The sequence below is a fragment of the Streptomyces sp. NPDC015171 genome (genome assembly GCF_043079545.1).
In the GTDB taxonomy this organism is placed as follows: Bacteria; Actinomycetota; Actinomycetes; order Streptomycetales; family Streptomycetaceae; genus Streptomyces.
Genome location: NZ_JBIBUO010000011.1, coordinates 297,622 through 310,892 on the forward strand (window position 1 = coordinate 297,622; position 13,271 = coordinate 310,892).

At 72.1% G+C, this 13,271-nt stretch carries 10 protein-coding genes; 6 read left to right on the forward strand and 4 right to left on the reverse strand.

Annotated features, from left to right (window positions below; translation table 11 throughout):
• Positions 1–129 precede the first annotated feature (129 nt).
• Positions 130–1,419 (forward strand): citrate synthase, encoded by a 1,290-nt coding sequence (locus ACF073_RS28590; protein WP_392074263.1) that lies wholly within the window; start codon positions 130–132, stop codon positions 1,417–1,419.
• 628 nt (positions 1,420–2,047) lie between these two features.
• On the opposite strand, the gene ACF073_RS28595 is transcribed toward ACF073_RS28590, so the two are convergent.
• From ACF073_RS28595 to ACF073_RS28605, 3 genes are all read right to left on the reverse strand, one after another.
• Complete coding sequence (locus ACF073_RS28595) at positions 2,048–4,306, reverse strand: heavy metal translocating P-type ATPase (protein WP_392074264.1); 2,259 nt, start codon at positions 4,304–4,306, stop codon at positions 2,048–2,050.
• A gap of 103 nt (positions 4,307–4,409) precedes the next feature.
• Positions 4,410–4,649 (reverse strand): heavy-metal-associated domain-containing protein, encoded by a 240-nt coding sequence (locus tag ACF073_RS28600; protein WP_392074265.1) that lies wholly within the window; start codon positions 4,647–4,649, stop codon positions 4,410–4,412.
• A gap of 129 nt (positions 4,650–4,778) precedes the next feature.
• Entirely contained in the window at positions 4,779–5,426 is a 648-nt protein-coding gene (locus ACF073_RS28605) for a TetR/AcrR family transcriptional regulator (RefSeq protein ID WP_392074266.1), read from the reverse strand.
• Positions 5,427–5,591: 165 nt separating this feature from the next.
• On the opposite strand from ACF073_RS28605, the gene ACF073_RS28610 reads away from it, so the two are divergent.
• Positions 5,592–7,877, forward strand: a complete 2,286-nt coding sequence (locus tag ACF073_RS28610; protein ID WP_392074267.1) for an MMPL family transporter — start codon at positions 5,592–5,594, stop codon at positions 7,875–7,877.
• Positions 7,878–8,110: 233 nt separating this feature from the next.
• On the opposite strand, the gene ACF073_RS28615 is transcribed toward ACF073_RS28610, so the two are convergent.
• Positions 8,111–8,311, reverse strand: a complete 201-nt coding sequence (locus ACF073_RS28615) for an AlpA family transcriptional regulator (RefSeq protein WP_059249651.1) — start codon at positions 8,309–8,311, stop codon at positions 8,111–8,113.
• Positions 8,312–8,670: 359 nt separating this feature from the next.
• On the opposite strand from ACF073_RS28615, the gene iolC reads away from it, so the two are divergent.
• From iolC to iolD, 4 genes are read left to right on the forward strand one after another with little or no spacing between them, the layout of a single operon-like run.
• Positions 8,671–9,621, forward strand: coding sequence for a 5-dehydro-2-deoxygluconokinase (iolC, locus tag ACF073_RS28620; RefSeq protein WP_392074268.1), 951 nt, complete (start codon positions 8,671–8,673; stop codon positions 9,619–9,621).
• Positions 9,622–9,680: 59 nt separating this feature from the next.
• Complete coding sequence (locus tag ACF073_RS28625; protein WP_392074308.1) at positions 9,681–10,565, forward strand: deoxyribose-phosphate aldolase; 885 nt, start codon at positions 9,681–9,683, stop codon at positions 10,563–10,565.
• A 7-nt stretch (positions 10,566–10,572) separates the two neighbouring features.
• On the forward strand, positions 10,573–11,397 hold the full coding sequence (gene iolB, locus ACF073_RS28630) for a 5-deoxy-glucuronate isomerase (protein ID WP_392074269.1): 825 nt from the start codon (positions 10,573–10,575) through the stop codon (positions 11,395–11,397).
• A complete protein-coding gene (iolD, locus tag ACF073_RS28635; RefSeq protein ID WP_392074270.1) occupies positions 11,394–13,271 on the forward strand; it encodes a 3D-(3,5/4)-trihydroxycyclohexane-1,2-dione acylhydrolase (decyclizing) in 1,878 nt (625 codons plus the stop codon). Before iolB ends, iolD begins: the two co-directional genes overlap by 4 nt.

The window sequence follows — 13,271 nt, forward strand, 5'->3', positions numbered from 1 at the left end:
GTTGACGGCACTGAGTGCCGCCAATAGGCCCAATGGTCGACCCCGAGTGCACTCTCCTGAGCCAAATGGGGGATGGTAGAGACAGTCAGGGCACCTCGAAGATGAGGCACTACGTCGGTGAGGGAAGACGTGAGCGACAACTCTGTAGTACTGCGGTACGGCGACGGCGAGTACACCTACCCGGTGGTCGACAGCACCGTCGGCGACAAGGGCTTCGACATCGGGAAGCTCCGCGCCCAGACCGGTCTGGTGACGCTGGACAGCGGTTACGGCAACACGGCCGCCTATAAATCCGCCGTCACCTACCTCGACGGCGAGGCGGGCATCCTCCGCTACCGCGGCTACCCCATCGAGCAGCTCGCCGAGCGCTCCACCTTCGTCGAGGTGGCGTACCTGCTCATCCACGGCGAGCTTCCCACCGTCGACCAGCTGACGGCGTTCAAGGACGACATCACGCGGCACACCCTGCTGCACGAGGACGTCAAGAACTTCTACAAGGGCTTCCCGCGCGACGCCCACCCGATGGCCATGCTGTCCTCGGTCGTCTCGGCGCTGTCCACCTTCTACCAGGACAGCCACAACCCGTTCGACGAGAACCAGCGCGACCTCTCCACCATCCGGCTGCTCGCCAAGCTTCCGACGATCGCCGCGTACGCGTACAAGAAGTCGATCGGCCACCCGTTCGTCTACCCGCGCAACGACCTGGGCTACGTCGAGAACTTCCTGCGCATGACCTTCTCGGTCCCGGCGCAGGAGTACGACCTGGACCCGGTCGTGGTGGCCGCGCTGGACAAGCTGCTGATCCTGCACGCCGACCACGAGCAGAACTGCTCGACCTCCACCGTCCGTCTGGTCGGCTCCTCGCAGGCGAACATGTTCGCCTCGATCTCGGCCGGCATCAGCGCCCTGTGGGGCCCGCTGCACGGCGGCGCCAACCAGTCGGTGCTGGAGATGCTGGAGGGCATCCGCGACTCCGGCTCCGACGTCGACACCTTCATCCGCAAGGTGAAGAACAAGGAGGACGGCGTCCGCCTGATGGGCTTCGGCCACCGGGTCTACAAGAACTTCGACCCGCGCGCCAAGATCATCAAGGCCGCCGCGCACGATGTGCTCTCCGCGCTGGGCAAGTCGGACGAGCTGCTCGACATCGCCCTCAAGCTGGAGGAGCACGCGCTCTCCGACGACTACTTCGTCGAGCGCAAGCTGTACCCGAACGTCGACTTCTACACCGGTCTGATCTACCGGGCCATGGGCTTCCCGACCGAGATGTTCACGGTCCTGTTCGCCCTCGGCCGGCTGCCGGGCTGGATCGCCCAGTGGACCGAGATGATCAAGGAGCCGGGTTCCCGCATCGGCCGTCCGCGCCAGATCTACACGGGCGTGGTCGAGCGCGACTTCGTCTCGGTCGAGGAGCGCTGAACGCGTGAGCGACAGGGCCTGCCGCACGGGCGGGCCCTGAAACGGCGGCGCGGCCCGAGACAGCCGTACGCACAGCAGAAGGCGCCCTGAGACGCCGGTCCCCCCACGGGCCGACGACCAGGGCGCCTTCCCATGTCCCGGTGCGGATTCCCCCCACGGGATCCGGCCGGGCGCTCGGTGAAGACAGCGCCTGAACCGCTGTCCGAGCACGACGAGCGAACTCGCCGTGCTCCAGTGATGCGATGCGATCTGCCGGGACAACGCACGCTGGGAGGGCCGCTCAAAGCTTCCCGGTGTACGTGCCCCGGCCACGCTCCCCCGAGCTCGTTCGAGCAGGGAGGTACCCCCTATCTGAGGAAGTCCCCCAAGACATCCTCAGATGCCAGTCAGCGCCCCCCAAGACGCTGGACTGACATCGCCAACTTAGACCGTCGAACCCCTTCGATGGTTACGTTCGCATCACTGTGATCTGCGTCTCTTGCATATGTCCTTTAGGTGCGCAAGAGCCCCGATACGGTGATCGGGGCCCAAGCGTAAGGATGATGCGCGAGCCTTGTGAAGAGCTTATGTGAGGCTCGCGCCGGACTCCAGGGGGACCGGGAGATCGGTCCCGGCAATTACCGCCGGATCACCGGAAGGCCCGCAGCCGCAGACTGTTGGTCACGACGAACACCGAGGAGAAGGCCATCGCCGCGCCCGCGATCATCGGGTTGAGCAGTCCGGCGGCGGCCAGCGGCAGCGCGGCGACGTTGTAGCCGAAGGCCCACACCAGGTTGCCCTTGATGGTGGTCAGCGTCCGGCGGGACAGCCGGATCGCGTCCGCCGCCACGCGCAGGTCGCCGCGGACCAGGGTCAGATCGCCGGCCTCGATCGCGGCGTCCGTGCCGGTGCCCATGGCCAGGCCCAGATCGGCGGTGGCGAGCGCGGCGGCGTCGTTGACGCCGTCGCCGACCATGGCCACGGTCCGCCCCTCGCGCTGCAGCCGCCGTACGACGTCCACCTTGTCCTCGGGCAGCACCTCGGCGTACACCTGCGCCGCGTCGATGCCGACGGTCTTCGCGACCGCCTCGGCGACCGTCCGGTTGTCCCCGGTGAGCAGCACCGGCGTGAGCCCCAGCGCGCGCAGCTCGCGCACGGCCTCGGCGCTGGTCTCCTTCACCGCGTCCGCGACGGCGAGGACCCCGCGGGCCTTGCCGTCCCAGCCGGCCACGACGGCCGTACGGCCCTCCCGCTCGGCCTCGCGGGCCGCGCGGGCCAACTCCTCCGGGACCTCGTCGTACAGGCGCCCCACGGCCACCTCACGGCCGTCCACGCGTCCGCGTACGCCCCGCCCGGGGACGTTCTCGAAGCGCTCGACCGCGGGCAGCGCCCCGGCGCGCTCCTCGGCGCCCGCGGCGATCGCGCGGGCCACGGGGTGCTCGGAGGCGTGCTCCAGGGCGCCCGCGAGGCGCAGCAGCTCCCGCTCGTCCTCGCCGTCGGCGGCGTACACCCCCTGCAGGCTCATCCGGCCGGTGGTGACCGTGCCGGTCTTGTCCAGGACGACCGTGTCGACGCGGCGGGTGGACTCCAGCACCTCGGGGCCCTTGATCAGGATGCCGAGCTGGGCGCCGCGCCCGGTGCCGACCATCAGCGCGGTCGGCGTGGCCAGGCCCAGCGCGCACGGGCAGGCGATGATCAGCACCGCGACGGCGGCCGTGAACGCCGCGGCCGTGTCGCCGGTGACCGCGAGCCAGACGGCGAAGGTGCCGAGCGCGACGAGGATGACCGCGGGGACGAAGACGGCGGAGACCCGGTCGGCGAGCCGCTGCACCTCGGCCTTGCCGCTCTGCGCGTCCTCCACCAGCCTGGCCATCCGGGCGAGCTGGGTGTCCGCACCGACCCGGGCGGCCTCCACGACCAGCCGCCCGCCCGCGTTGACCGTGGCGCCGGTGACCCGGTCGCCGGGGCCGACGTCCACCGGCACCGACTCGCCGGTCAGCATCGAGGCGTCCACCGCGGAGACGCCCTCCGTCACCGTGCCGTCGGTGGCGATCTTCTCGCCGGGCCGTACGACGAACCGGTCGCCGACGGCCAGGGAGGACACCGGGATCCTGACCTCGCGGCCGTCCCGCAGCACCGCGACGTCCTTGGCGCCCAGCTCCATCAGGGCCTTCAGGGCGGCGCCCGCGCGGCGCCTGGAGCGGGCCTCCAGATAGCGGCCGAGCAGGATCAGCGCGACGACCCCGGCGGCGACCTCCAGGTAGACGGTGGAGGCGCCGTCCATGCGCGCGACGGTGAGGCGGAACTCGTCGTGCATGCCGGTCATGCCCGCGTCGCCGAAGAACAGCGCCCACAGCGACCAGCCGAACGCGGCCAGCGTGCCCACCGAGACCAGGGTGTCCATGGTCGTGGCGCCGTGCCGCAGATTGGTCCAGGCGGCCCGGTGGAAGGGGGCGCCGCCCCAGACGACGACCGGCGCGGCGAGGGTGAGCGAGAGCCACTGCCAGTTGTCGAACTGGAGCGCGGGGATCATCGCCAGCAGGACCACGGGGACGGCGAGCAGCGCGGAGACGAGCAGGCGGTGCCGCAGCTCGCCGAGTCCGGGGTCGCGCCCGGCGGCGGTCTCCGGGGCGGTCTCGGGCGCCGGCTCGGGCGGTGCGGGTTCCTCGGCGGTGTAGCCGGTCTTCTCCACGGTGGCGATCAGGTCGGCGACCCGGACGCCGTCCGCGAGGGTGACGCGGGCCTTCTCGGTGGCGTAGTTGACGGTGGCGCTCACGCCGTCCATGCGGTTGAGCTTCTTCTCCACCCGGGCGGCGCAGGAGGCGCACGTCATGCCGCCGATGAGCAGCTCGACCTGGGCGGTACCGGATATCGGGGCCGCCGGCTGGGCGGTGGTGGTGCTGGTCATGTCCGGACTCCAGACATCGGACCGGGCCGTACGGATCCAGTATCAGCTGGTCGGCACGGCCCGGTCGGGGAAAGGGAGCGGCTTTCTCGGGCCAGGCCGGTCCTCAGACCTGGCCGGCCAGCTCGAAGCCGGCCTCGTCCACGGCGGCGCGCACGGCCTCGTCGTCCAGCGGGGCCGCGGACACGACCGTCACCTCGCCGGTCGACGCGACGGCCTTGACCGAGCTGACGCCCGGGATCTGGGAGAGCTCGCCGGAGACGGAGCCCTCGCAGTGGCCGCAGCTCATGCCGGTCACCTGGTAGACGGTGGTGACGGAGCCCGGGGTGTCGGTCTGGGCGCTCATGTCGTTACTCCTCGTCGAGGCGTGTGGGGCGGCTGGGGCCCCTAGGGAACCCCACGCTCCCCACACTATACCCCTAGGGGGTATGAATCCAGTGGCGACACCCCGGAGCCGGCGACTTGGCGTCCAGCGTCACGCGCGGGTGGTCCGGTCGCCCGTCAGGGGCTCCAGATAGCGGATCAGGACGTCCTTGATCTCCCGGACGTAGGCGGCGCGCTCGGCGCCCTCGTGGGCCAGCACCAGCTCCAGACCGGCCTTGTAGACGCCGAGGCAGACGCGGGCCGTGCGGGAGACGTCGGCCGGGGCGGCGCCGGGCATGAGCGAGGTGAGCAGCGCCTCGATCCGGCCGGTCACGGTGGCGTGCAGCTGGTCGTGCGCCTCGGCCATCCGGCCCGGGATGTCGGGGCCGTGCACGAGCGCGAAGAAGACGGGGTGCTCGGTGTTGAAGTCGATGAACCGGTCCACGGCCCCGCCGATCGCCTCCTCCAGCGGGGTCGCCGGATCGACGGGCGCCAGCGCTTCGCCGTACGCCTCGCGCATCTCGTGCATGAGCCGGTCGCCCAGCTCGATCGCGATCGCTTCCTTGTTCGGGAAGAACTGGTAGAGCGTGCCGGGCGAGACGCCGGCCTCGCGGGCGATGGCGTTCGTGCTCGCGGCGGTGTAGCCGGTGGTGCAGAAGACCTGGGCGGCGGCCTGGAGCAGCTGTGCGATGCGGCGCTCGCCGCGGGCCTGGCGGCGGCGCGGCTGCTGCTCCTTCTCCTTGTCTGTGGCGTCGGACACGCGTTATCCCCAGCTCTCCGAGAGCGATTGACAAACGCGAGCGGTCGCTCGCATTCTGGTGAAACGCGAGCGATCTCTCGTGTTTGCCAGTCTATGGCAATGGCTCATCCATGCTGCCGTGCTCGCGCGCGGTCACGCAGGTCAGGGTGAAGGGGACACCGCACGATGACCGACATCGACACAGCCTCGCGTCCGCGGGAGGAATCCGGGCAGGCGCCGCCCCCGATCGGGCGCTGGACCCGGTTCGTGACCGCCCGTCCGCGGCTGTCCCTCCTGGTGGCCCTGGTGCTCACCGCGCTCGCCGTGGTGGCGGGCAGCGGGGTCGCGGACCGTCTCGGCAGCGGCGGCTGGGAGGACCCGGCGGCCGAGTCGACGTACGCGACCAAGGCCCTGGAGCGCGAGTTCCCCGACTCGCAGCCGAACCTGCTGCTCCTGGTCGACGCGGGCCGCGCCTCGGTCGACGATCCAGCGGTGGCCGCCGAGGCCCGTACCCTGGCCGCCCGGCTGGCGGCGGAGCCGGGCGTGACCGGCGTGGGTTCGTACTGGCAGGCCGCCCCCTCGGCGGCCGCCGCCCTGCGCGCGAAGGACGGCCACGAGGCCCTGATAGCCGCCCGCGTCACCGGCGACGACAGCGCGATGGGCCGCACCCTGGACCGCATCGCCCCGCACTACCGGGGCACGCACGGCGCGGTCCAGGTGCGGCTGGGCGGCATGGTCGCGGTGCGGCACGAGATGCAGACCATCATCAAGGAGGACCTCACCCGCGCCGAGCTGATCGCCCTGCCGATCACCCTGGTGCTGCTGGTCATGGTCTTCGGCAGCGCCGTCGCGGCCCTGCTCCCGCTCGGCATCGGCATCGTCGCCATCCTCGGGACGAACGCGGTGCTGCGCGGCCTGACGTCCGTCACCGACGTCTCGGTCTTCGCGCTGAACCTCACCACGGCCCTCGGGCTCGGCCTCGCCATCGACTACGCCCTGTTCATCGTCCGCCGCTACCGCGAGGAACTGTCCACCGGCGCAGCCCCGTTGGCCGCCGTCGGCACGACCCTGCGCACCGCGGGCCGCACGGTGCTCTTCTCCGCCCTGACCGTCGCGGTCTCCCTGGCCGCGATGATGGTCTTCCCGCAGTACTTCCTGCGGTCCTTCGCCTACGCCGGCATCGCCGTGGTCCTCCTCGCGGCGGCGGCCGCCCTGATCCTGCTCCCGGCCGCGCTGGTCCTGCTCGGCCACCGCGTCAACTCCCTGGACCTGCGCCGCCTCTTCCGCCGGGGCCGCGAGCCGGAACCGGCGGCGGGCACGGCCTGGGCGCGCACGGCGGGCCTGGTGATGCGCCGCGCCCCGCTCTTCGCGCTCGGCACCACCGCCCTGCTGGTCCTGCTCGGACTGCCCTTCCTCGGGGTCAGGTTCGGTACGGCCGACGACCGCCAGCTGCCCGCGTCCGCCGAGTCCCATGTGGTGCAGCAACACCTCCGCGAGGGCTTCCCCGGCACCCCCGGCGGCGGTCTCGAGGTCCTCGCCGAGGGCCGGGCCACCGCGGCCCAGTACGCCGCCTTCAAGCAGCGGGCGGCCGCCCTGCCCGAGGTCGTCCGCGTGGACGGCCCCCTGGTCAAGGGCGGGGCCGCCTACTTCACGGTCCAGCCGAGGGGCGAGTCCGTGGACGACTCCGCCCAGCGCCTGGTCGGTGACCTGCGCGCGCTGCCCGCGCCGTTCGACACCAAGGTCACCGGCACGGCCGCGGTCCTCGTGGACACCAAGGACGCCATCGCCGAACGCCTGCCCTGGGCGGCCGTGTTCATCGCCGTCGTCACACTCCTGCTGGTCTTCCTGCTCACCGGCAGCGTGCTGATACCCCTCCAGGCCGTGGTGCTCAACGCCCTCAGCCTGACGGCGATGTTCGGCGCGGTCGTCTGGGTCTTCCAGGACGGCCATCTGTCCGGCGCGCTCGGCTTCACCAGCTCCGGCTCCATCGAGACCACCCTGCCCGTCCTGATGTTCTGCGTGGCCTTCGGCCTCTCCATGGACTACGGCGTGTTCCTGCTCTCCCGCATCAAGGAGGAGTACGACCGCACGGGCGACCACAACGAGGCGGTGCGCCACGGACTCCAGCGCACCGGGGGGCTGATCACCGCGGCGGCGGTCATCCTGGCGGTGGTCATGGTCGCCATCGGCACCTCCCGGGTGACCAACACCAAGATGCTGGGCCTCGGTATCGCGCTGGCGGTGCTGATGGACGCGATGGTGGTCCGCAGCCTGCTGGTCCCGGCCATCATGCGCCTCACCGGCCGCGCCACCTGGTGGGCCCCGGCCCCGCTGCGCCGCTTCCACGCGCGGTTCGGTATGAGCGAGGGCGAGGAGCGCGGCACCACGGCCCGGACGGCGGCGGAGGGCGAGGCGGCCGGGCGGGACGCCCCCGCGCCGGCCGCACGGGCCGGCGCCTCCAGGGGCGCCTGACCCCTGCTCCCGGAGCACCTGCCCCCACGCGCGGAGCGCCTGACCCCCGCTCCCGGCCGCGCGGGCGCCCACCGCCCTCCCTCACCGCCGCCGCCCCGCCCCCGCTTCGCCCCGCGCTTCGTGCCGCGGTGCGGCGGGGCCGGGGCGGCGGCGGAGCCGTAGGGGGCGACCCCGTGCCGCACCGGGTGCGGCACGGCATGGCGCGTCGGCGGGGGAGCGCGGGCGGGTGGGATTCAGCCGTCTCTGCGGCCGCGGTTGCCGGGGCGGGAGGCGACCCAGGCGCGGACGGTGTCGGCGTACCAGTAGGGCTTGCCGCCCTCGACGTGGTCGGGTGGGGGCAGCAGCCCGTGCTTGCGGTAGGACCGTACGGTGTCCGGCTGCACCCGGATGTGCGCCGCGATCTCCTTGTAGGACCAGAGCCTGCGGTCGGTCATGAGCTGTACCTCCCTGCGCGCGCGCCGCGGCGGTGACCGGAACGGCCGCCGGGGGGACCGGGCGCTGCACTGGCGATCACCAAGCCTGTGCCCGGTGAACGACGCAGAGTGACCAACAGGGGAAGGCTGTTGACCGGGTGTGACGCGGAGCCCGCGTACGTGTGACATGTGTGACGGGAGGGGGGTGTTTGTGACACGGCGGCCACAAAGGGCACCTATGCAACGAGCGGCCCGGCCGGCTCCCCTGGCCGGGTTCCGCCCATCGGGGAGAACGCTGGTCCGAATGTCCGGACAAAACATTGACAGGGCTCGGCGAGCGGGGCTAGAAAACCGGGGAGAGCCATGACGAAGGGAAGCCGATGGCCTACGACCTGATCACCATGGGGCGGATCGGAGTGGACCTCTACCCCCTGCAGACCGGTGTCCCGCTCGCCCAGGTGTCCTCCTTCGGCAAGTTCCTCGGCGGCTCGGCGACGAACGTCGCGGTCGCCGCGGCCCGGCTCGGCCGCCGCACCGCCGTGATCACCCGCACCGGCGACGACCCGTTCGGCACCTATCTGCACGAGGCGCTGCGCGGCTTCGGCGTCGACGACCGCTGGGTCACCCCCGTCCCCGGACTCCCGACCCCGGTCACCTTCTGCGAGGTCTTCCCGCCGGACGACTTCCCGCTCTACTTCTACCGGCAGCCCAAGGCCCCCGACCTGGAGATCGAGGCCCACGAGCTGGACCTGGACGCCCTGCGCGAGGCCCGGATCTTCTGGGTCACCGGCACCGGACTGAGCGAGGAGCCGAGCCGTACGGCGACCCTCGCGGCCCTTGCCCACCGGGCCGCGGCGGGGACCACGGTCTTCGACCTGGACTGGCGGCCGATGTTCTGGAGCCACCCCGACGAGGCCCGCCCCTTCTACGCCGAGGCCCTGCGCCACACCACCGTCGCCGTCGGCAATCTGGACGAGGTGGAGATCGCCACCGGGGTCCGCGAGCCGCACGCCGCCGCCCGCGCCCTGCTGGACGCCGGCGTCGAGATCGCCGTGGTCAAGCAGGGACCCAAGGGCGTCCTCGCCGTCAACCGGAAGGGCGAGTCCGCCGAGGTCCCCCCGCTCCCCGTCACCGTCCTCAACGGCCTCGGCGCCGGTGACGCCTTCGGCGGCTCCCTCTGCCACGGCCTGCTGGCCGGCTGGGACCTGGAGACGATCATGCGGCACGCCAACGCGGCCGGCGCCATCGTCGCCTCCCGGCTGGAGTGCTCCTCCGCGATGCCGACCCCCGACGAGGTGGCCGCCGCGCTCGACGCGGGAGCGGTGCTGTGAGGGCCGGCCGCGTCACCGGGACGCACACGCAGGGCGGGGACGGTGTCCGGCACTCCCGCGTGGACATCGCCGAACTGGTCCGCATCCGCACCCGCCACCCCGAGGCGATCGCCGAGGCCGCCGCCCGCCGCGCCCGCAGACCCCTGCTGGCCGAGCACGGCCGGCTGATGATCGTCGCCGCCGACCACCCGGCCCGCGGCGCGCTCGGCGTCGGCGACCGGGGGCTCGCCATGGCCAACCGCGCCGACCTGCTCGAACGCCTCTGCCTCGCCCTTTCGAGGCCCGGTGTCGACGGCGTCCTCGCCACCGCCGACATCCTGGACGACCTGCTCCTGCTCGGCGCCCTCGACCACAAGGTCGTCATGGGCTCGATGAACCGCGGCGGCCTGCAAGGGGCGAGCTTCGAACTCGACGACCGGTTCACCGGCCACCGCCCGGAGGACATCGAGCGCCTCGGTTTCGACGCGGGCAAACTGCTGCTGCGCGTCGATTACACCGACCCGGGCTCGCTGACCACCCTGGAGTCCACCGCCCGCGCCATCGACGCGATGGCCGCACGCCGGCTGCCGGTCTTCGTCGAGCCGTTCATCAGCCGCCGCACCCCCGAGGGGAAGCTCACCAACGACCTCTCGGCCGAGGCGGTCACCCGGTCCATCGCCATCGCCTCCGGACTCGGCGGCTCCTCGGCCTACACCTGGCTGAAGGTGCCGGTCACCGAGAACCCCGACGACATGGCCCGGGTCATGGAGACCTCCACGCTGCCCGCCGTGCTGCTCGGCGGGGACATCGGCGACGCCCCCGAGGACCAGGACGCCGCCTACGAGAAGTGGCGCGGCGCGCTCCGACTCCCCACCGTGCGCGGCCTGGTGGTCGGCCGCTCGCTGCTGTACCCGGCGGACGGCGACGTGGCCGCCGCCGTGGACACCGCCGTAGGACTGCTGTGAGGGCCGCATGACCAGCACCGACCTGCACCTGCCCAGGGGTGCCACCGCGAATCCCCAGTACGTCGTCGACATCGATCCCAAGTTGGCCGGCTGGTCACACAGCAGCCTGCGCGTCGTCGAGTTGGCGCCCGGTGGCAGCCATACGTTCACCACCGGCGACAGTGAATGGATCGTGCTTCCGCTGGAAGGCGGATGTACCGTACAAATCGAGGAGAACGAGTTCCAACTCCTGGGCCGGGAAAGTGTGTTCGCGGACGTCTCCGACTTCGTGTACGCCCCCCGGGACACCCGGGTCCAGATCGCCTCCGGCGCGGGAGGCCGCTTCGCCCTGGCAGGAGCGAAGTGCGAGCGACGACTCCCCGCCCGCTACGGCCCCGCGCCGGAGGTTCCCGTCGAGGAGCGCGGCAGCGGCAGCTGCGCCCGCCGCGTGCGCAACTTCGCCTCCGCCGACTCCTTCGACTGCGACAAGCTGATCGCCGTCGAGGTGATCACCCCGGGCGGCAACTGGTCCTCGTACCCGCCGCACAAGCACGACGAGCACCGGCCGGGCGAGGAGTCCGAGCTGGAGGAGATCTACTACTTCGAGATCGACGGCCCGAGCGGGCTCGGCTACCAGCGGGTCTTCCCCTCCCGCGCGGGCGGTGCCGATGTGCTCGCCGAGGTCCGCTCGGGCGACACCGTCCTCGTCCCCGACGGCTGGCACGGCCCGTCGATCGCCCAGCCCGGCCACGACATGTACTACCTGAACGTCATGGCGGGACCGGGCGCGACCCGGGAGTGGCGGATCTGCTTCCACCCCGACCACGCAGCGAGCACAGGGGGCTACCGATGACGATCCGGCTGACCGTCGCCCAGGCACTCGTCCGCTTCCTCGCCGCCCAGTACACCGAGCGGGACGGCACACGCCGGCGGCTGATCGACGCCACCTGGGGCATCTTCGGCCACGGCAACGTCGCCGGGATCGGCCAGGCGCTGATCGAGCACCGGGACGTGATGCCCTTCCACCAGGGCCGCAACGAGCAGTCCATGGTGCACGCGGCGGTCGGCTACGCCCGCCAGTCTGGCCGCCTGTCCGCACACGCGGTGACGACGTCGATCGGCCCCGGCGCGACCAACCTGGTCACCGGCGCCGCCCTCGCCACCGTCAACCACCTCCCGGTGCTCCTCCTGCCCGGCGACGTCTTCGCCACCCGCCCCGCCGACCCGGTGCTCCAGCAGCTGGAGGTGCCGTACGCGGGCGATGTGTCGGTCAACGACACCCTGCGCCCGGTGTCCCGGTACTTCGACCGGGTCAGCCGCCCCGAACAGCTGATCCCGAGCGCCCTGCAGGCCATGCGGGTCCTCACCGACCCGGTGGAGACCGGCGCGGTCACGCTCGCGCTGCCGCAGGACGTGCAGGCGGAGGGCTACGACTGGCCGGAGGAGTTCTTCGCCGAGCGGGTGTGGACCGTACGGCGGCCGGGCGCGGACCCGGTGGAGCTGGCGGCGGCGGTCCGGGCGGTCCGCGGCGCGCGCCGGCCGCTGGTCGTCGCCGGCGGCGGAGTCCACCACAGCCGCGCTGAGGAGGCCCTCGCCGAGTTCGCCGCGGCCACCCGCATCCCCGTCGCGTCCACCCAGGCCGGCAAGGGCTCGCTGCGCTGGGACCATCCGCAGGACGTCGGCGGGATCGGCCACACCGGCACCGCGACCGCCGACGAGCTGGCCCGCACCGCGGACCTGGTGATCGGCGTCGGCACCCGCTACACCGACTTCACCACCGCCTCCGGCACCCTCTTCGAGAACCCGGACGTCCGCTTCCTCAACCTCAGCATCGCGCCCTTCGACGGCCACAAGCTCGCCGGGCTCCCGCTGATCGCGGACGCCCGCAGCGGCCTGGGCGAGCTGACCGAGGCGCTGGCCGCGCACGGGTACACGGCCGCGGCGGGGTACGTCACCGAGTACACCGAGGACAAGGAGCGCTGGGAACAGCGCGTCGACGCCTGCTTCGAGGCCGGGGAGCCGGACGTACGGCCGACCCAGCCGCAGGTCATCGGCGCCCTGGACGCGCTGGTCGACGAGTCCGACATCCTCGTCAACGCGGCCGGCTCGCTCCCCGGCGATCTGCACAAGCTGTGGCGCGCGCGCTCCCGCGACCAGTACCACCTGGAGTACGGCTACTCCTGCATGGGCTACGAGATCCCGGCCGCGCTCGGCGTGAAGCTCGCCGCGCCCGAGCGGAACGTATGGGCCCTGGTCGGCGACGGCACGTATCTGATGATGCCGACCGAGATCGTCACCGCCGTGCAGGAGGGCATCGCGATCAAGGTGCTGCTGGTGCAGAACCACGGGTACGCGTCGATCGGCGGGCTCTCGGAGGCGGTGGGCGGCGAGCGCTTCGGCACGGCCTACCGGTTCCCGACGGACGAGGGGGCGTACACGGGTGCCCCGCTGCCCGTGGATCTCGCCGCCAACGCGGCCAGCCTCGGCATGCGGGTGCTGCGCGCGAGGACGGTACGGGAGCTGCGCGCGGCGCTCGCCGAGGCGCGGGCCGCCGACACTCCCACTTGTGTCTATGTGGAGACCGAAACGTCCGACACTGTGTCGGGCGCACCTCCGGCGCAGGCCTGGTGGGATGTTCCTGTGGCCGAGACCGCGACCCGACCGTCGGCGGTCAAGGCACGAGAGCTGTACGAACGGCACGTCTCGACCCGACGCCGCCATCTGTAA